An 18,843-nucleotide genomic window follows, 5' to 3' on the forward strand; every position below is an offset into this window, starting at 1 on the left:
CGTTATTTTCGTCGGTTCATCAAGGGAAACAAATATCAGAATGGAATAAAATGGTTGAAAGACAACTGTCTTTCAACCATTTTGTCAACAGTCTGAGGTTGTCGAAATCGATTCGACAACCTTTTTCAATGCAATCGTAGTTATAATGTAGTACAATGCAAATAGGAAAAATTTTGGACAAGGAAGGGTAGTAACTGTTAAAATATTTTTGTAAAAATCAACAAAACTCTATATACAATTTACAAAAAATTACAAGGCAAAAGAGCCAACAAAGCCAAGAGAATGGTTAAGGAGCTAACTGAAAATGATTAAAACATATAAGGTTATGCTACTTCCGAATAACAAACAAAAAACAAAATTATTTGAGTGTGCGGGTGTTGCCAGATGGGCGTATAACTTTGCCTTAGCGCAACAACAAGAAAACTATAAGAACGGTGGCAAATTTTTAAGTGATGGTGAATTAAGAAAAAAGTTAACGCAACTCAAACAAACGAAAGAATATAGTTGGCTCAACCATTATTCAAACAACATCACAAAACAAGCAATAAAAGATGCGTGTCAAGCCTACAAAAACTTTTTTGCAGGAAGAGCGAAATGTCCAAAGTTTAAAACAAAAAAGCGAACGCGACCAAGCTTTTATCAAGATACCGCAAAAATCAAAATCACCGACACGCATGTGAAACTAGAGAAACTGACGCCTTCCAAAAAGAAAAATAGACAGAAGCTCAATTGGGTTCGTTTGGCGGAGCGAGGACGTATTCCGCACGGAAAACATGTAACATACGTTAATCCACGCATCGTGTTTGACGGAATACATTGGTTTTTAACGGTCGGTGTAGAGGAAGCAGAAGTGAAACATGAAACGTACAGCGAAGGCATCGGCATTGATTTAGGGGTAAAGTCGTTCGCTGCCGTCAGCAATGGCATGATGTTTCCAAACATCAACCAAACACCGAAAGTAAAAAAGCTGGAAAAATCAATTAGGCGCATGCAAAGACAAATATCACGAAAGTATGAAAAGAATAAAACAAAAACAGAAGGAGGTGAATTCCGTTACAGAAAAACGGAAAACATCAAGAAAATTGAATTCCTTGTTTTGAAAAAACGCCGAAGGCTAAAAAATATACAACTTAACTATACCCATCACATCACAACGACGTTGGTGAAAGCCAAGCCAGCGTATGTCGTGATGGAAGATTTGAATATAAGTGGCATGTTAAAAAATCGCAAGCTATCGAAAGCGATTCAACAACAAACATTCCACGAGTTTAAGCGGCAAATGACGTATAAATGTGCATGGCAAGGTATCGAGTTGATCGTCGTAGATCGCTTTTATCCGTCAAGCAAAAAGTGTAGCCGTTGCAGTCATGTGAAAGACCGCCTTTCTTTATCGGAACGGACGTACCGTTGCGAAGTGTGTGGGTTACAAATGGATCGCGATCTCAACGCGAGCATCAACTTGAAACAATATGCCGAATCCATGATGTGACATAACGATGTACCCATACGTTAGTGGGGAAGTAAAGCCTTCGGAGCGCCAAGCAAACGAGAGTAGCTTTTTGCGAAATCGGGCGCGATGAACAAGGAAGGAAACGAAAACTTTATAAATAATGAATAGATGATTTATAAAGTTTTGTAAGTTTTCTGTAACGGTAAGAGCGATGAAGACGGCGATTTTAACGGATAGTACAGCGTATATCCCCAAGCATATTCGCGAACAGTTGAATATACATATCATTCCTTTGAGTGTCGTCTTTGGCACAGAGACGTATCGGGAAGAGATCGACATGAGCGCAGCTGATTTTTTTGATAAAGTGAAAACAAGTGAACAACTGCCGACAACGTCTCAACCACCGATTGGTTTATTCGTTGAGACGTTTGAACAGCTGTCGAAACAATACGATGCGGTCATTTCGATTCATTTATCAAGCGGCATTAGCGGAACGTATCAAGGAGCGGTTGCGGCTGGTCAAATGGTCGAAGGCATCCGGGTGTATGCATATGATTCAGAAATTAGCTGCATGGTGCAAGGATTTTATGCGATGGAAGCGGCAGAAATGGCGCAAGCAGGTGCGCATCCGGAAGCGATTATAGCTCGGTTAAACGAAATGAAACAATCGGTACGTGCGTATTTTATGGTCGACGATTTATCGCATCTGCAACGTGGCGGGCGGTTAAGCGGTGCACAGGCGTTTATCGGCAGCCTTCTGCAAGTGAAACCGATTTTACATTTCGTTGATAAAGTCATCGTGCCGTTTGAAAAAATTCGTACACGTAAAAAAGCGTTACATCGCATAGAAGAACTATTTGCTGAAGATGCGAACCTTGGCGTTCCTATGCGTGCGGTCATTATCCATGCGAACCGTGAAGAAGAAGCACGCGCATGGAAAGAAAAGCTCGAGCAACAATATCCACATGTGGAATTTTTCTTAAGCTATTTCGGACCTGTCATCGGCACGCATTTAGGTGAAGGAGCAATGGGATTCGGTTGGTATAAAAAATAAGCAGGAATTTTTTTAATGGGTACGAATAGAAGAAGTGGGCGAATGATCCACTTCTTTTTTTGTTGGGGGTGATTTGTTTGTCTCTCGTTGGGAAACAGTTGTTAAAGTCTGAGATTTCCTTTCCTTACGATGAAAAACATGTACAAATCATTGAGAGCATCGTGAAAACGAAGAGAGGTTACGTTTGCGTCCGCTGCAATAACGATGATCAACAGCTTTTCGCTTCTTTTCCGTGCGCTCGTTGTGGACGCATATGTATGTATTGTCGCAAATGTATTATGATGGGGCGATGTAGTGAATGCAATCCGCTCGTCATATGGACAGGACCAATTCCCTCCACCTCTTTTTCTTCACCGCTAAAATGGAGCGGTAAACTATCCACAGCCCAACAACTTGCTTCTGATGAAGTGTGTCAGGCGATTGAACGCAATGATTCGTTGCTTGTTTGGGCGGTATGTGGAGCCGGAAAAACAGAAGTGCTATTTGCAGGAATGAATATGGCGCTGTCGCAAGGAAAGCGCATCTGTCTTGCTGCTCCGCGCACCGATGTCATATTGGAGTTAGCCCCACGCCTCGCGAACGTTTTTCCGTCTGTCGATATCGCAACGTTATACGGCGGTAGCCAAGACCGCGGTAAGCTCGCTTCGCTGACGGTATCAACGACTCATCAATTGCTCCGGTATTATCGTGCTTTTGATGTGATGATTGTCGATGAAGTCGATGCGTTTCCGTATAGTGTCGATTCGATGCTTTCCTATGCGGTAGAACGCGCCCGAAAAACGAACTCCTCACTCATTTATTTAACCGCAACCCCAAACGAACAATGGCAACGTGAAGTAAAAAGTGGAAAGCGAAAAGCGGTAACCATTCCTGCGCGCTATCACCGTCACCCGCTCCCTGTCCCTACATTTGAATGGTGTGGCAATTGGCAAAAAAAGTGGCGTCACAAGCAACTGCCTTCATGTGTTGTTCGATGGGTAGACGAGCATCTCGAAAAAAACAAACAAGCCTTTTTATTTGTTCCTCACATTGACTTTTTACAACAAGTTGTTCCGTCCTTACAACAACTTCATCCTCGCATTGAAGGAGTACATGCTGAAGATCCGAAACGAAAGGAAAAAGTGCTTGCTTTTCGGCGTGGACAAATTCCTATTCTTGTCACAACGACCATTTTAGAGCGAGGGGTAACGGTCCCAAACATTGATGTTGCCGTGTTAGGTACAGAGCAACCGATTTTTACAGAGAGTGCGCTCGTGCAAATTGCAGGACGTGTTGGTCGAAGCGCTCAATATCCGACAGGTGATGTTCGCTTTTTTCATTTTGGAAAAACGAAAGCGATGGTGGCAGCAAAGCGTCATATTATACGGATGAACGATGAAGCACGAAAGCGAGGGTTGATTGACGAATGAAATGTGTCATTTGTCATGATGAATGGATGTCGGCGATGTCGTTTGCTATGCTTTTGACGCTTCGTCAAGCGGATGTTTGTTGTCCGCGTTGTCGCGCTCGCTTTATTCGCCTTGAAGGGAATCGGTGTGAACGATGTAGCCGTTTAAGTGACGTACCGATATGTGCCGATTGTATAAAGTGGCAACAGCGTCAAAGTGCCTTGAGACAAAACTATTCTGTTTATATATATAACGACTGGATGAAAGAAGTAATCAATCGTTTTAAATTTCGTGGCGATTATGCGCTTATTGAAGCGTTTCGTTCCGATGTTCGCGCGGTTTTTTCTAAGTATTTTTCTTCTGATGTGTTCCTCGTACCGATTCCGCTTAGTCCTTCTCGATTAGCTGAAAGAGGGTTTAATCAAGCGGAAGCAATCGCTTCACTTCTATCATTGCCAATCATTTTTGCCTTGCGACGTATTGATGATGAAAAACAATCGAAGAAAACGAGACGTGAACGTTTTGTCGGGCGTAAGTTTTGTTTGACAGAAGAAGATGTAGCCGGAAAGCGCATCGTTATCGTTGATGATATTTATACGACGGGGGCAACGGTGCATGAAGCGGCAAACGTTCTTTATGTAGCAGGGGCACGTGACATTTCTTCTTTTACTCTCATCCGCTCATAGTTGGGAACAAACTCCCATTGAAAACATCGTAACGATGGTCGATATAAAAAATAGGAATATTGGAGAACGGAGATGGGTCGTTATGGAAATTCGTGGATACGGACATTATCGCTCGACATCGTCATCTTCAACGACTGTGACGTTAAAAGCAGGAGATGTGTATGAAGCAGTTGTGAAAGAACAAGTAGGCGAAAAAGAAGCGATCGTACAATTAAGAGGTGTCGACATTCGGTTTCGTTTTGAAGGTGATGTACCGTCGTCTGGGCGAGTGAAAGTACAAGTCACCGGTAGCGATGGGGATGTTGTTGAAGGGAAGATTGTGACACTGCCTTCTACATCATCATCTGAAACGTTTGAAACGCCTGAACTTCGCCAAGCGGTGACGATTGTGGCACAAAGGCAACTGCCGCTCACTCGTGAAACGGTGGAGTCGTTACGTACGTTTTTAGCAGAAGGAAGAGGGACGGTTGAACAAAAGTTAGAAACAATTCAAATCGCAGCAAGCAAAAAGCTTGATATGACGATGAAGCAGCTACAAGCTGTTCATGAAGCGCTCCACGGCAAGCCGTTCAGTGAGTCGTTACATGATATCGTTCGGGCGATTGATGAACATTTTTCATTCGCTCCAATCTCAAAACAACGGTCGCAAACGGTTAGTGAGCTACGTGCACAACTGCAACAAGAGCGAAACATCGATCGTGTGCTGGAACTGGCAAAGCAGTTTGCAGAGGAAAACGGACATGATGAAATCGCAAAAGCCGTTCGTGAGGCGACCTTGTTAAAAGAGCGCGGACACGAGACGTTTGCTCGTAGCCGCATCATGCAAGCTGTCGCTTTGGCAGAGGAGAATGAAAAAATAGATCATGTACAAACTGAACGAGCAACAACGCAAGAGAAGCAATTGCAAATGGTACGTCAACAAGTTGAACGTGAGCCGATTGTCGCAAAAGCACTTACTATCGCAAAAGGAAGCGAAGTCGTTCGTCAAACGCTAGGTCCAGCGTTACAAGAAGCAGAGCAGTTGTATCGCTCAGGTCAACCACTTAGCGCTAAACAGCGATTGCTTGAAGCGTTTGCTTCTGTTGAGAAAACAGAAGATGCGTCGGTACAGCTGTCTACAGCTACACAAAAACAAATGATTGATGAAGCAAAGCGAATTGTTCGCAACGCTCGCAATATAGAAGACGCTGTTCGTCAGTTGAAGGAAACGGTATTGCCACGCATCGAATCGAACGAATTACATGAAGTGATTGAACGTGTAGAACAACTAGGAGAAAAGGCGAAAACCGATCTTATTCAAGCATTGCGGGCAGTAGAACAAAAAACGGATATACGAACAACGGCAGAAACAAAAGAAGCCCAGTTGAAACAAGTCGTTGAGGTACGGAAGCAAGCAGAGAGTGCCCCGAATGCAAAAACGGTAGAGTCTCAAGTGAGGGATCTTGTTCGTACCTTACCAGCAGAGCAAGCAGAGAAAGTGGCTCGTGCGCTAGAACAGTCAAAACAGCTGGAGACAATGGGACGCAGTGTGGAGGCTCGGCAACAGCTCGTGCAAGCATTACGTGCAGTGGAGGAAGAAGTGGTTTCGGACGTCGTACGAACAGCAAAAGAAGCTGTACGAGCAAATACTCCAGCGACAAAGATAGAAACAAAAGAAGCACAACTGAAACAAGTGGCAGAGGTGCGGAAGCAAGTCGAAAACGCTCCAAATGTGAAAGCAGTAGAGCCACAAGTGAGAGAGGTGACTCGTACGTTGCCAGCTGAGCAAGGGGAGAAGGTCGCCCGTGCGCTAGAACAGTCGAAACAGCTGGAGACAATGGGACGCAGTGTGGAGGCTCGTCAACAGTTGATTCAAGCGTTGCGTACGGTAGAGGAAGAAGCGACAGCGGACGTGGTGCGCACAGCAAAAGAAGCTATACGAGCGAATACTCCAGCGACAAAGATAGAAACAAAAGAAGCACAACTGAAACAAGTGGCAGAGGTGCGAAAGCAAGCAGAAAGTGCTCCGAATGTGAAAGCAGTAGAGGCGCAAGTGAGAGAGGTGACTCGTACGTTGCCAGCGGAGCAAGGGGAGAAGGTCGCCCGTGCGCTAGAACAGTCGAAACAGCTGGAGACAATGGGACGCAGTGTGGAGGCTCGACAACAGCTCGTGCAAGCGCTACGTGCGGTGGAGGAAGAAGTGGTTGCGGACGTCGTGCGCACAGCAAAAGAAGCTGTACGAGCAAATACTCCAGCGACAAAGGTAGAAACAAAAGAAGCACAACTGAAACAAGTGGCAGAGGTGCGAAAGCAAGCAGAAAGTGCCTCGACGGTGAAAGCAGTAGAGGCGCAAGTGAGAGAGGTGGCTCGTACGTTACCAGCTGAGCAAGGGGAGAAGGTCGCCCGTGCGCTAGAACAGTCGAAACAGCTGGAGACAATGGGACGCAATGTGGAGGCTCGACAACAGCTCGTGCAGGCATTACGTGCAGTGGAAGAGGCAGTCACATCTGAAGTGTTACAAGAGGCGAAAGGAGCTATACGAGCGAATACTCCAGCGACAAAGGTAGAAACAAAAGAAGCCCAGCTGAAACAAGTAGTAGAGGTGCGGAAGCAAGCAGAAAGTGCCTCGACGGTGAAGGCAGTAGAGGCGCAAGTGAGAGAGGTGGCTCGTACGTTACCAGCTGAGCAAGGGGAGAAGGTCGCCCGTGCGCTAGAACAGTCGAAACAGCTGGAGACAATGGGACGCAATGTGGAGGCTCGACAACAGCTCGTGCAGGCATTACGTGCAGTGGAAGAGGCAGTCACATCTGAAGTGTTACAAGAGGCGAAAGAAGCTATACGAGCGAATACTCCAGCGACAAAGGTAGAAACAAAAGAAGCCCAGCTGAAACAAGTGGCAGAGGTGCGGAAGCAAGCAGAAAGTGCTCCGAATGTGAAGGCAGTAGAGGCGCAAGTGAGAGAGGTGGCTCGTACGTTACCAGCGGAGCAAGGGGAGAAGGTCGCCCGTGCGCTAGAACAGTCGAAACAGCTGGAGACAATGGGACGCAGTGTGGAGGCTCGACAACAGCTCGTGCAAGCGCTACGTGCGGTGGAGGAAGAAGTGGTTGCGGACGTCGTGCGCACAGCGAAAGAAGCTGTACGAGCAAATACTCCAGCGACAAAGGTAGAAACAAAAGAAGCACAACTGAAACAAGTGGCAGAGGTGCGAAAGCAAGTGGAACATGCTCCAACGGTGAAAGCAGTAGAGCTACAAGTGAGAGAGGTGGCTCGGACATTACCAGCGGAGCAAGCAGAGAAAGTGGTGCGTGCACTTGAGCAGTCGAAACAGCAAGAGGCAATGGGGCGCACAGAGAAAGTGGCTCGTGCGCTAGAACAGTCGAAACAGCTGGAGACAATGGGACGCAGTGTGGAGGCTCGACAACAGCTCGTGCAAGCGCTACGTGCGGTGGAGGAAGAAGTGGTTGCGGACGTCGTACGAACAGCAAAAGAAGCTGTACGAGCAAATACTCCAGCGACAAAGATAGAAACAAAAGAAGCACAACTGAAACAAGTAGTAGAGGTGCGGAAGCAAGCAGAAAGTGCCTCGACGGTGAAGGCAGTAGAGGCGCAAGTGAGAGAGGTGGCTCGTACGTTACCAGCGGAGCAAGGGGAGAAGGTCGCCCGTGCGCTAGAACAGTCGAAACAGCTGGAGACAATGGGACGCAATGTGGAGGCTCGACAACAGCTCGTGCAAGCATTACGTGCAGTGGAAGAGGCAGTCACATCTGAAGTGTTACAAGAGGCGAAAGAAGCTGTACGAGCAAATACCCCAGCCCCCAAGGTAGAAACAAAAGAAGCCCAGCTGAAACAAGTGGCAGAGGTGCGGAAGCAAGCAGAAAGTGCTCCGAATGTGAAGGCAGTAGAGCCACAAGTGAGAGAGGTCGCTCGTGCATTACCAACAGAGCAAGCAGAAAAAGTCATGCGTACATTAAACCAAGCGAAGTTGTTTGAAACGGTTGGACGTGGTGAGGAAGCCCGACAGCAACTCGTGCAAACGTTACGTTCAATTGAACAACAGCTTGCGCCTGAACATGTCAATCGCGCAAATATGATTGCTAATTACCTCGAGCGGCAAACAATGACGTTGACAGAAGCAGTTCGTCAGTTGCAAGCTGATGCTACACTTGCGAAACAACCAAATATGGCTCAAATGCTTCAGCAAGCCACACAAATGTTAGACAAACAACGACAACAGTTGTTAACTGCCCTTACGACAACAGAAAGTGAACAACGTGCAACAAATGATGTTCGTGCGACCATCGCTCAAGCGATGAAAACGATGCAAAAGGAGCCAAACGTCAAAGAGGCGCTGCAAATGGCGCGGATGCAACTTGCTCAACATATGGAACCGTCCCTTCATGAAGCGTTTGCTCGCGCGGAGCAGATGGCAGATGAAGGTCGAGAAATTGCCGCAAGACAGACGGTCGTCCAAGCGCTTCAACAACTTGAACAAACGTTGCCAACAAACGATGCTCCATCATCAGTTGATGTGGCATATGAATCTTTGGCTACGCTCGGTTTACAGTCGAAAGATATGATCGTCCAAACGGTGACGAAACGAATGGCAGAAGCGGCGCAGCAGTTTCAACAAACAAAGCGTGATATGATGCGCAATTTAGATGCGATCGATCATCTGATTACTCAATGCAAGCAAGCGGCGCGACCGCAAGCAAAGCAGCTGTTAGAAACGACGATTAAACAGCTTGACCAAACGATTTTAAAAAGCGATGCGATGTTGTTTGCGGATATGACGATGGAGAAAAAATTGCTGCAAGCCAGTTCGCAATTGGCGGAAGCGAAAAAGCTGCTAGATAAAGGACAAATGGCAGAAGCACAAAAAATCGTGAAGCAAGTAAAAAGTACGCTTGAACAAATGCAATTTAAACCGTCAGATGTGAAAGTGAAACATTTCGTTGAAGCGCAGTCGCTCAAACAGCAAGCGCCAGAGCGAGCGTTACTGACGCAATGGAACGAAATCGTTCAGCCCGAGCCGTCCGCGCGCCACATGCTGCAAACAATTCGCCGCCTCGGTTTCATGCATGAAACGGATGTTGCCAATGCGCTCGTGTTTAACGGCGAAAGTGAACAGGCTGAAGAAACGATGAAAGGACTACTCATGAAATTAGCACAAACGGGTGGCGAAGCAGCGAAACAAGCTGAACAAGCATTGACGAATATGACAGGGCAACAGCTGCTAAATAAAAACGATCAAGGAAGCGCGATGCAAACGCTTTTTTTCACGATTCCATTGCTGCTGCAAAAGGAAGTGAAAGATGTAAAAGTATATGTCAATGCGCGAAACGATGGAAAACGAGTTGACTGGGAAAACTGCAGCTTATACTTTTTATTCGAAACGAAAAAGCTGGGCGATGTCGGTGTATTATTAAGCGCAAACGAACGAACGATTTCCGTGACGTTTCGCAACGATCGCGAAGATTTCGCTGAACGTATGCGTCCGCTTATTGAGACTGCCACAGAGCGTCTTGAAGAAATCGGCTATCGCGTCGGAAATATACAATTTACAACATTTGAGAAAACGGAAGAAAAAACGAACGAGACAAAACGAGCGACATGGACAGAGAAAGGATATGATTTTACAATATGATGTACTTTAACCAAAAACGAAAGCGAGAAATAAACGGTCCATCGGCGGCGGTCATTCGTTACGAAGAAGGGGATAAAGCGCCGACCGTCGTCGCCCACGGGCGCGGTTACGTCGCTGAAAAAATTATTGATCTTGCGAAACAAAACGGAGTACCGATCGAACAAGATGCCGCGCTCGTCCAACATTTGCTTGACCTTGACCTTAGTGATACGATTCCGCCGCAGTTGTATGCAGTTATCGCAGAAATTTTAATTTTAATTGAAAAAATGGAACGAAACTATTAAACAATAAAAAATCGTGACGATAAATAAAGTAGGTGAACGATGAAAGGGAGAGTGAGCGCGTGGAGTTTTTAACGGAAGAAGTGGTGTACAAAAAAACGCCGCAACAATTAACAGCGCTACTTTACGAAGGATTAATCGAAAGTGTAGAAGAAGCGATCGTAAGCACAAAAAAGGGCGACTATATTCATGCCAACAAAAGACTACAAAAAGCAAATGATATTTTACGCCGTCTTGGCGTTGGCTTGAAGTACGACGCTGGCATTATCGCCCATCAATTAGATGCGCTATACAACTATATGGCGGAGCGTCTTATCGATGCAAATATGAAAAAAGACGTAGAGATGATGCAAGAAGTGCTCACGATCACAAAAGAAATTGCAACTGCATGGAATGAGGCGTTGAAAAAACAACCGACAACGAATGTCGCAGCGAAAAAAGCAGCGGCATACGAACAATTTATTATGACGGAGTAAAGGAGAGAAAAACATGAGAATTAATCACAATATTCAAGCATTAAACGCTTATCGTAACTTGGCAGTAAACCAATCAAACACAGCGAAAAACTTAGAAAAACTTTCTTCCGGTTTACGTATTAACCGCGCGGCAGACGACGCCGCAGGTCTAGCGATCTCCGAAAAAATGCGCTCGCAAATTCGCGGTTTAGAAGTTGCAGAACGCAATGCGTTAGATGCCATTTCGCTAATTCAAACAGCGGAGGGGGCGCTAAGCTCTGTTCATAGCATGCTTCAGCGGATGCGTGAGCTAGCGGTGCAGGCGTCTAACGATACAAATACAGCAGAAGACCGTGCGGCATTAGATCAAGAAATTCAACAGTTAAAAACTGAAATTACACGTGTAGCGACGTCTACTGATTTTAACAAAACGGCATTGCTTGATGGAACGTTTGGAACGAAAGTCGATCAAGATCCGTTGAAAACAACTGCTTTATCGGTAACAGGGGTGGCAAATATCACAACTGGTGGTGGATTGAAAGCAGGTACTTACACGATCACCTGGAACATTACTGATAACGTTTATGAGTTAACAGATAGTAGCAGTACGGTGATTGGAAAAGCGAGCGATTTGGCTGCGGACGGTGCAGGTTCCATTACTTTCAAAGGCTGGGACAGCACGAACAGCAAATACACAGGGGTTTCATTGATTACGGTTACTACAAACGGCGCTTATACGTTGAATAGTTTAGCTGGCGATGTTGAAATTACTGGAACAGAAAGTAACTTCCAAATCGGAGCGAATGAGGGACAAGTAGTTGGACTAAGCATAAGTGATATGACTACAACTGGTTTAGGAATCGATGGTGTAACCGTAACAGATCATGCTTCTGCACAGTCTGCGATTTCAACGATTGACGAAGCCATCCGCAAAGTATCCGAAGAACGCGGCAAGCTCGGCGCCTACCAAAACCGCCTCGAACATACAATTAACAACTTAAAAACAGCGCATGAGAACTTAACGTCTGCGGAGTCACGTATTCGCGATACAGATATGGCGATGGAGATGACGAACTTTACGAAAAACAACATTTTAAACCAAGCGGCACAGGCGATGTTGGCGCAATCGAACCAGTTGCCGCAAGGAATTTTACAACTGTTAAAAAGCTAATGGGTAAAAAGGGTAGGTCAAAGCGACCTCGCCCTTTTTTTGTAACTGTGGCATAATAAAAAGAAAAAGGTGTGAACGTTGATGGAAGTGCAAAAAGTGTCGCGAGCGTCGTTGAATCGTGTTGAGAAAAAAGATGATGCACCGATGGAATCGGTGTCGTTTACGGAAGTGATGCATAAGAAAAAAAACGATGTGTTATTTGAACGTTTTCAAACGATGGCGCAAGAAATTGAAGCGCAAGGAAAAAAGTTAGCGGAGTCGCAAACGGTTGAAGATTTAAAAAAATATAAAAGGTTGGTAAAGCAATTTTTAGACGATGCGGTGAAAAATAGTTTGCAGCTTGAAGAACAGCGCGGATTTAGCCGGGGGGGACGGTCGAAAATTTATAAGCTTGTAAAAGAAGTCGATCAAAAGTTAGTGGAGCTCACAAACGCTGTATTAGAAAAAGAGAAAAAAGGGCTTGATTTGCTCGGGCTTGTTGGTGAAATTCAAGGGTTAATTATTAATATTTACACGTAAGGGGGAGCAACATGTTAGATAACTGCCCAAAATGCGGAAGTTTGTTTGTACGGACGCAATTTCGCGACGTATGTGACGCATGTTATAAAGAAGAGGAAAAATTGTTTGAAAAAGTGTATGCATTTATTCGAAAACGAGAAAATCGCACGGCGACAATGCCTCAAGTCGTTGATGCGACAGGAGTAGAGGAAGCGCTAATTATTAAATGGATTAAAAAAGGGCGACTACAGCTTGTTCATTTTCCAAACCTCGGTTATCCGTGCGAAAAGTGTGGGGCAACGATTCGTGAAGGCAGGTTATGTGCTAAGTGTATCGGTGGCATCCAAAAAGAGATGACAAAAATTCAACAAGAAGAGGAGCGACAAAGACAAGCGAAACGCCAGACGACATACTTTACAGAACGCCGAAAAGATGGCTAAACATTTTTTTCTTTTAGCCGATAATAAGCATAGGAGAAGAAGAACGGAAAAAGTGAGGTGGGAACATGAAAATTAACCGCATTCAACCGATGAACGTCAATCCGTATGAGCGGACGTCACGTGTCGAAAAGCCGACAAAAGCAACGAAAAAGATGGATCAAGTTGAAATTTCTAGCGCAGCGAAAGAACTGCAAGAAGCTGCGAAATTTTCCTCGGAACGGTTAGAAAAAGTGGAACGGCTAAAATCAGAAGTTGAAGCAGGCACGTACACGATCGATGCACGAGCGATTGCGGAAAGCGTATTGCGCTATTATAAACGGTAATGGAGCGAGCAAACATGATCGATGTGATGGAAAAGTTGTTGACGTTTCATCGTGGCTTATTGCAGCTAGCAGAACAAAAAACAGAAGCGATTAAAAAAAGCGATGTCGGTACGTTACAACAAATGATGGTAAAAGAACAGAAATATGTGATGGCCATTCGACAGCTAGAAAGCGAACGAATGAGCCTTCTTTCACATATGCCTGAAGAAGAACGAACGGTTAGTCGATATGCCGAGCAGGTGGAAGAAAAAGAACGAATAAAGCTTCTTCAACTAGCCAATGAACTAAGCGACACGATCGCGCGGCTAAAAGTGCAAAATGAACTGAATATGCAGCTACTGCAACAATCGCTCCAATTTATTCATTTTACATTAGATTTGATGATACCGAACGAACAAGATGTGACGTATGACCCGAAGCGAACGGATGAATTGCCGCCAAGGTCGTCATTTGAAGCGAAAACGTAAGGAGGGGCTTTTTTGTGCTTTCGACATTTCACGGATTAGAAACAGTGCGGCGCGGGATGACTGCCCAGCAACAAGCATTATACGTCACCGGCCATAATATCGCGAACGCCAACACGCCAGGCTATTCTCGCCAGCGCGTCAATTTTGAACAAACGCCGCCGTATCCGTTTGCGTCGAAAAACCGTCCTGTTATACCAGGGCAAATGGGAACAGGCGTGGAAGGCGGCACGGTACAACGCATGCGCGAAGAGTTTTTAGATGTCCAATATCGCGGAGAGAACATGAAATACGGGTATTGGAATACGCGTGCGGAAGCATTGTATAAAATGGAAGAAATTATGAACGAGCCATCGGATGAAGGGCTGGCAAAAACGCTTGATCATTTCTGGCAATCTCTTCAAGATTTAGCAGTAAACCCTTCAAACTCTGGTGCTCGTTCGGTCGTTCGTCAGCGTGGCATGGCGGTCGCAGAGACGTTTCATTATTTATCTAGTTCACTCAAATCGATTCGTGATGATTTAAAAAATGAGTTGGATGTCACGGTGAAAGCAGTAAACTCTTTAGCTCGTCAGCTGAATGATATAAATAAACAAATTAGCGAAGTAGAAGTGCACGGATATTTGCCGAACGATTTATATGATGAACGCAATCGGCTTTTAGACGAACTGTCGCAATATGTAAATGTGAAAGTTACGCCTGTGTCAAGTGGTGGAAGCTCCTTGAAAATTGCGGAAGGACGTTTTACGGTAGAACTAGTGGATCGAACAGGAAGCACGGTGATTGGCACGCTTGTTGATGGACGATTAGGACAAGTAAATGAGCTCCAACTGAGCTATCAAGACAATACGACAAAAACAGGACCAATTGTTGGTTTTTCACTCGGGAATACATCGTTTTCAACATTTGAACGTTTGAAAGAAAACGGAAAAGTAGGATCGCTTCTTTATTCGTATGGATATAGCGACGATGGAGGTACAACAACGAAAGGGTTATATCCCGAAATGTTAAACAATTTAAACGCCATGGCAAAAGCATTTGCGGATAAGTTTAATGAAGTTCATTCTAATGGATGGAGTGTAACGGAGATAAAAAATAATGCTACTGCACCAAGCGCGAAACCGTTTTTCACTTACGATCCAAGTGATCCGGCTGGAACGTTAGATGTCGCACAAATCATTAAAGATTCGCTTGACAACATTGCCGCGTCAGCAACAGGTCAAATTGGTGACGGAAGCAACGCGCAAGCGCTTGCTGAAGTGAAAAACGGAACGATGAATATTGCAGGAAACACAACAACCATTCAAAACTTTTATGAAAGTTTAATTGGACAAATGGCAGTCAACGCACAAGAAGCGAAGCGATTGTCGGAAAATAGCGAAGTGCTTCGTCAATCCGTTGATGAGCGTCGCCAGTCGGTCAGCTCCGTATCGCTTGATGAAGAAATGATGAACATGATGAAATTCCAGCATGCGTATAACGCCTCTGCGCGTATGATTACAATGATTGATCAAATGTTAGATAAAATTATTAATAATATGGGCATCGTCGGAAGGTAGGTGAGTAACGAATGCGCGTGACACAAATGATGCTTGCGAACAATACGCTTCGCAACGTAAGTAAAAGCTATGATAAACTTGGTACGTATCAACAACAGCTAGCGACGGGGAAAAAAATTCATCGTCCATCGGAAGATCCGGTTGTGGCGATGAAAGGGATGCATTACCGTACGAGTTTAACGGAAATCGAACAATTCCAGCGCAATTTGTCGGAGGCGTATACGTGGATGGAAAATTCGGAATCGGCGCTTAACCATACGACAAACGTGTTGCAGCGCGCCCGTGAACTTGTCGTGCAGGCGAAAAACGGTACGCTCGGTCAAGAAGACCGTCAAGCGATTGCGCGCGAAATTGAACAGTTGAAAAAAGATTTAGTACAAGTCGCTAACACGAAAGTCGCAGGCAAATACATTTTCAACGGAACAAACATTGAACAAGCGCCTGTGACAGACGGAACACCGCCAACTGTCAGCAATAACAACGATGATTTTATGGTCGAGGTAGCCAAAGGAGTTAAACTAAAAATTAACGTTACGCCGAATAATGTATTTAATCAAGGATTGTTCGATACGTTACAGCAAATTGAAAACGAATTAACGAACCCAACAAACAATTTAGATAACTTACTTTCCCAATTAGACACACATATAAACGATGTACTCGCAGAACGTGCGGAACTCGGTGCGCGCGTCAATCGTTTGGAGCTCGTGGAACAACGTTTATCCGAGCAACAACTCATCGCGAAACGAATGATTTCTGATAACGAAGATGCGGACATTGAAAAAATTATTACCGAGCTGAAATCGCAAGAAAGTGTACATCGCGCAGCGCTCTCTGTCGGAGCACGCATCATTCAGCCGACGCTCGTTGACTTTTTACGTTAAGGGGATGAGTTAGAATGAAAATCCCACAATTGACGATGCAAGCGACGTTTCCGCAATTATCCATTACGGTGGAACGCGGATATATGTATATGCGTCAACAACAAGCCGAGCTGTCGATTGAACAACCGAAACCGCAGCTTGAGATGAAAACAACTCCGCCGCGCTTAACCATCGATCAAACGGAAGCGCGTGCGGATGTCGATTTAAAACATATTTTTCGTCGCATTGAAGAAGCAGCGCAAGAAGGGTATGCGAGCTGGCTATCGTATTTAGAAACAACAGCGATACAAGGCGATGAATTGATGCGGATTGAACAAGGTGGTGATGTACTTGCGATGCAAGCGCAAGCAAGTAGCGAGCGTCCACCTTTTGACTATAATGTGGGGCTTATTCCGCGCCCATTTAGCGTGAAAATTGGCTTTGAACCGGGACGCATCGATATGAATTGGCAAACGTCAGGCGCTCGTATTCATATCGAGCCACGTCCTGTGCAAATCGATTATAAACCAAACGTTGTGCATATTGACTTAGCGCGTCACAACAACTTGCGCATTGACGTGACCGTATAAATGAGGGATGAATATGAACATTGAAACGAAATATCACGGAACGGTTCAACTTTCCGACATGGCAATCGTTTCGTTTGAAAGTGGGTTACCGGGCTTTGAACATGAAAAACAATTTGCATTGTTGCCGATTCACGATTCACCATTTACGATTTTACAATCGGTGCAAAATAAAGACGTAGCGTTTGTGATGATTGAGCCGTTTTCGTATTTCCCGACGTACGAAATTGAATTGGACGATACGACGTGTGAGCAGTTGAAAATACAAAAAGAAAACGATGTAGCGCTATACGTCATTTTAACGATCGCAGAACCGTTTTCAAATACGACAGCGAACTTACAAGCGCCTGTCGTCATTAACGTTCACGAACGAATCGGCAAGCAAGTCATTTTAACAAATACATCGTATAAAACGAAACATCGACTTTTTCCAGAAACGGTTGAGGCGAAATAAGGAGGCGAGAACATGCTTGTATTAACGCGCAAATTAAAAGAAGCGATTCAAATCGGCGATGACATCGAAGTCGTCGTTCTCGCCATCGATGGCGATCAAGTAAAACTTGGCATTCGCGCACCAAAGCACGTTGATGTGCATCGAAAAGAAATATATCTCGCCATTCAACAAGAAAACAACGCAGCATCACTCGCCTCCGTCAATTCGCTTCAACAGTTATCTGATCAATTAAAGAAAGGGGGGAAGAAACAATGAGCGTTAGCATCGGCGGTGTTCAAATCCCTGGCGTCATCGCTCGCATCGTTCAAGACAATAAAGCGATCGCCGAACAAGCATTAAACGAAATTGTTAACAAACATAAAGACGATCCAGCTCGCATCGTCAAAGAAATTCAACAACCATCGCCGTTTTCACAATTTCTTGACATTAAAGTATAAAATTTTTTTCTCAACCTATTAAACTTTGAAAAAACAAACCGATAATAAATGTGAGGGCAAGAAAGAAGGGCGGCCGACTTCCATCTTGCCAACCAAAAACCACAAGGACGTGGGAAAAACAAATTCAAGGAGGAAAAAACAATGAGAATTAACCACAACATTGCGGCGTTAAATACGTATCGTCAATTGACAACAGGAAATGCTAATGCTGCTAAATCTATGGAGAAATTATCTTCTGGTCTTCGCATTAACCGTGCTGGCGACGATGCAGCAGGTCTTTCCATCTCTGAAAAAATGCGCGGGCAAATTCGAGGATTAGAGCAAGCTTCTCGCAACGCGCAAGATGGCATTTCGTTAATTCAAACAGCTGAAGGGGCATTAAATGAGACACATGCGATTCTTCAACGTATGCGTGAATTAGCTGTACAAGCGGCAAATGATACAAACACGGCTGAAGATCGCCAAGCTATTCAAGATGAAGCAAATCAATTAGCTAAAGACTTAAACCGTATTGCAAACAACACAGAGTTCAATACACAAAAACTGTTAACAGGTACAGGTGGACCTAACGGAGATGGTTCTTTTGCATTCCAAGTTGGTGCAAATGAGAACCAAACAATTACTTTAACCATTGCTGATATGACAGCAGGGACAGGTCTCGGCGTTGCAACAGGGGACGATGAAAATGCAGATGCGATTGACATTAGCAGCGACTCTGCAACTGCTACGGGAGCTATTACAACTATCAATGATGCAATAAAAACAGTTTCTGCTGAACGCTCAAAACTCGGTGCGTACCAAAATCGTCTAGAGTATTCTATCAATAACTTGAACACATCAGCAGAAAACTTAACAGCTGCAGAATCGCGTATTCGCGACGTAGATATGGCGAAGGAAATGATGGAGTTTACGAAAAACAACATTCTTACACAAGCAGCACAAGCGATGTTGGCTCAGTCCAATCAAATGCCACAAGGAGTATTGCAATTACTTCGGTAATTTGATTGGAAGGGCGTCTTAGCTGGAAACGGCTAAGAGAATGACTGGGTGAATTGCTGGGAAGCCCTAAAGCTTTCCTTGCCACAACGAAGCTGGAAACGGCAGGCGTGA

At 44.8% G+C, this 18,843-nt stretch carries 19 protein-coding genes; all 19 read left to right on the top strand.

Annotated features, from left to right (window positions below; genetic code table 11):
* Positions 1-304 precede the first annotated feature (304 nt).
* The 19 genes from HNR43_RS10555 to hag all read left to right on the top strand — a co-directional run bounded on the left by HNR43_RS10555 (position 305) and on the right by hag (position 18,732).
* Entirely contained in the window at positions 305-1,489 is a 1,185-nt protein-coding gene (locus HNR43_RS10555) for an RNA-guided endonuclease InsQ/TnpB family protein (RefSeq protein WP_183243721.1), read from the top strand.
* 172 nt (positions 1,490-1,661) lie between these two features.
* Entirely contained in the window at positions 1,662-2,504 is an 843-nt protein-coding gene (locus HNR43_RS10560; protein WP_183243723.1) for a DegV family protein, read from the top strand.
* A gap of 68 nt (positions 2,505-2,572) precedes the next feature.
* On the top strand, positions 2,573-3,913 hold the full coding sequence (locus tag HNR43_RS10565; protein WP_183243725.1) for a helicase-related protein: 1,341 nt from the start codon (positions 2,573-2,575) through the stop codon (positions 3,911-3,913).
* On the top strand, positions 3,910-4,578 hold the full coding sequence (locus tag HNR43_RS10570) for a ComF family protein (RefSeq protein WP_183243727.1): 669 nt from the start codon (positions 3,910-3,912) through the stop codon (positions 4,576-4,578). The genes HNR43_RS10565 and HNR43_RS10570 overlap by 4 nt, the downstream gene beginning before the upstream one ends.
* Positions 4,579-4,660: 82 nt before the next feature.
* On the top strand, positions 4,661-10,201 hold the full coding sequence (locus HNR43_RS10575; RefSeq protein WP_183243729.1) for a metal-dependent peptidase: 5,541 nt from the start codon (positions 4,661-4,663) through the stop codon (positions 10,199-10,201).
* A complete protein-coding gene (locus tag HNR43_RS10580) occupies positions 10,198-10,485 on the top strand; it encodes an EscU/YscU/HrcU family type III secretion system export apparatus switch protein (protein ID WP_183243731.1) in 288 nt (95 codons plus the stop codon). Before HNR43_RS10575 ends, HNR43_RS10580 begins: the two co-directional genes overlap by 4 nt.
* Positions 10,486-10,544: 59 nt before the next feature.
* On the top strand, positions 10,545-10,958 hold the full coding sequence (fliS, locus tag HNR43_RS10585; protein WP_183243733.1) for a flagellar export chaperone FliS: 414 nt from the start codon (positions 10,545-10,547) through the stop codon (positions 10,956-10,958).
* A gap of 13 nt (positions 10,959-10,971) precedes the next feature.
* The gene (locus HNR43_RS10590; RefSeq protein WP_183243735.1) at positions 10,972-12,108 is read left to right on the top strand and encodes a flagellin N-terminal helical domain-containing protein; all 1,137 of its coding nucleotides are present in this window, start codon (positions 10,972-10,974) and stop codon (positions 12,106-12,108) included.
* Positions 12,109-12,189: 81 nt separating this feature from the next.
* Entirely contained in the window at positions 12,190-12,627 is a 438-nt protein-coding gene (locus tag HNR43_RS10595; protein WP_183243737.1) for a YaaR family protein, read from the top strand.
* An 11-nt stretch (positions 12,628-12,638) separates the two neighbouring features.
* Positions 12,639-13,046 (top strand): TIGR03826 family flagellar region protein, encoded by a 408-nt coding sequence (locus HNR43_RS10600; RefSeq protein ID WP_183243739.1) that lies wholly within the window; start codon positions 12,639-12,641, stop codon positions 13,044-13,046.
* A gap of 65 nt (positions 13,047-13,111) precedes the next feature.
* Positions 13,112-13,369 (top strand): flagellar biosynthesis anti-sigma factor FlgM, encoded by a 258-nt coding sequence (gene flgM / locus HNR43_RS10605; protein WP_094240435.1) that lies wholly within the window; start codon positions 13,112-13,114, stop codon positions 13,367-13,369.
* Positions 13,369-13,836, top strand: coding sequence for a flagellar protein FlgN (locus HNR43_RS10610; protein ID WP_281380399.1), 468 nt, complete (start codon positions 13,369-13,371; stop codon positions 13,834-13,836). Before flgM ends, HNR43_RS10610 begins: the two co-directional genes overlap by 1 nt.
* Positions 13,837-13,850: 14 nt before the next feature.
* Positions 13,851-15,392, top strand: coding sequence for a flagellar hook-associated protein FlgK (gene flgK / locus HNR43_RS10615; RefSeq protein WP_183243743.1), 1,542 nt, complete (start codon positions 13,851-13,853; stop codon positions 15,390-15,392).
* Positions 15,393-15,403: 11 nt separating this feature from the next.
* Positions 15,404-16,276, top strand: coding sequence for a flagellar hook-associated protein FlgL (flgL, locus tag HNR43_RS10620; RefSeq protein ID WP_183243745.1), 873 nt, complete (start codon positions 15,404-15,406; stop codon positions 16,274-16,276).
* A gap of 14 nt (positions 16,277-16,290) precedes the next feature.
* On the top strand, positions 16,291-16,845 hold the full coding sequence (locus tag HNR43_RS10625) for a DUF6470 family protein (protein ID WP_183243747.1): 555 nt from the start codon (positions 16,291-16,293) through the stop codon (positions 16,843-16,845).
* Positions 16,846-16,858: 13 nt separating this feature from the next.
* On the top strand, positions 16,859-17,296 hold the full coding sequence (gene fliW / locus HNR43_RS10630; protein WP_183243749.1) for a flagellar assembly protein FliW: 438 nt from the start codon (positions 16,859-16,861) through the stop codon (positions 17,294-17,296).
* Between the two features lie 12 nt (positions 17,297-17,308).
* Complete coding sequence (csrA, locus tag HNR43_RS10635) at positions 17,309-17,551, top strand: carbon storage regulator CsrA (RefSeq protein WP_183243751.1); 243 nt, start codon at positions 17,309-17,311, stop codon at positions 17,549-17,551.
* Positions 17,548-17,733, top strand: a complete 186-nt coding sequence (locus tag HNR43_RS10640) for a hypothetical protein (protein WP_035047206.1) — start codon at positions 17,548-17,550, stop codon at positions 17,731-17,733. The genes csrA and HNR43_RS10640 overlap by 4 nt, the downstream gene beginning before the upstream one ends.
* 141 nt (positions 17,734-17,874) lie before the next feature.
* A complete protein-coding gene (gene hag, locus HNR43_RS10645) occupies positions 17,875-18,732 on the top strand; it encodes a flagellin Hag (protein WP_183243753.1) in 858 nt (285 codons plus the stop codon).
* The last annotated feature ends 111 nt before the right edge of the window (positions 18,733-18,843 follow it).

The organism is Anoxybacillus mongoliensis (genome assembly GCF_014201515.1).
GTDB classification, from domain to species: Bacteria; Bacillota; Bacilli; order Bacillales; family Anoxybacillaceae; genus Anoxybacillus; species Anoxybacillus mongoliensis.

Excerpts from the sequence above, each read along its gene's own strand:
- fliW (WP_183243749.1), top strand. The coding sequence starts at position 16,859 with ATGAACATTGAAACGAAATATCACGGAACGGTTCAACTTTCCGACATG.
- HNR43_RS10600 (WP_183243739.1), top strand. The coding sequence starts at position 12,639 with ATGTTAGATAACTGCCCAAAATGCGGAAGTTTGTTTGTACGGACGCAA.
- HNR43_RS10560 (WP_183243723.1), top strand. The coding sequence starts at position 1,662 with ATGAAGACGGCGATTTTAACGGATAGTACAGCGTATATCCCCAAGCAT.
- HNR43_RS10575 (WP_183243729.1), top strand. The coding sequence starts at position 4,661 with ATGGAAATTCGTGGATACGGACATTATCGCTCGACATCGTCATCTTCA.
- HNR43_RS10590 (WP_183243735.1), top strand. The coding sequence starts at position 10,972 with ATGAGAATTAATCACAATATTCAAGCATTAAACGCTTATCGTAACTTG.
- HNR43_RS10555 (WP_183243721.1), top strand. The coding sequence starts at position 305 with ATGATTAAAACATATAAGGTTATGCTACTTCCGAATAACAAACAAAAA.
- csrA (WP_183243751.1), top strand. The coding sequence starts at position 17,309 with ATGCTTGTATTAACGCGCAAATTAAAAGAAGCGATTCAAATCGGCGAT.
- hag (WP_183243753.1), top strand. The coding sequence starts at position 17,875 with ATGAGAATTAACCACAACATTGCGGCGTTAAATACGTATCGTCAATTG.
- flgM (WP_094240435.1), top strand. The coding sequence starts at position 13,112 with ATGAAAATTAACCGCATTCAACCGATGAACGTCAATCCGTATGAGCGG.
- HNR43_RS10570 (WP_183243727.1), top strand. The coding sequence starts at position 3,910 with ATGAAATGTGTCATTTGTCATGATGAATGGATGTCGGCGATGTCGTTT.
- HNR43_RS10625 (WP_183243747.1), top strand. The coding sequence starts at position 16,291 with ATGAAAATCCCACAATTGACGATGCAAGCGACGTTTCCGCAATTATCC.
- HNR43_RS10580 (WP_183243731.1), top strand. The coding sequence starts at position 10,198 with ATGATGTACTTTAACCAAAAACGAAAGCGAGAAATAAACGGTCCATCG.
- HNR43_RS10610 (WP_281380399.1), top strand. The coding sequence starts at position 13,369 with ATGGAGCGAGCAAACATGATCGATGTGATGGAAAAGTTGTTGACGTTT.
- flgL (WP_183243745.1), top strand. The coding sequence starts at position 15,404 with ATGCGCGTGACACAAATGATGCTTGCGAACAATACGCTTCGCAACGTA.
- HNR43_RS10595 (WP_183243737.1), top strand. The coding sequence starts at position 12,190 with ATGGAAGTGCAAAAAGTGTCGCGAGCGTCGTTGAATCGTGTTGAGAAA.
- HNR43_RS10640 (WP_035047206.1), top strand. The coding sequence starts at position 17,548 with ATGAGCGTTAGCATCGGCGGTGTTCAAATCCCTGGCGTCATCGCTCGC.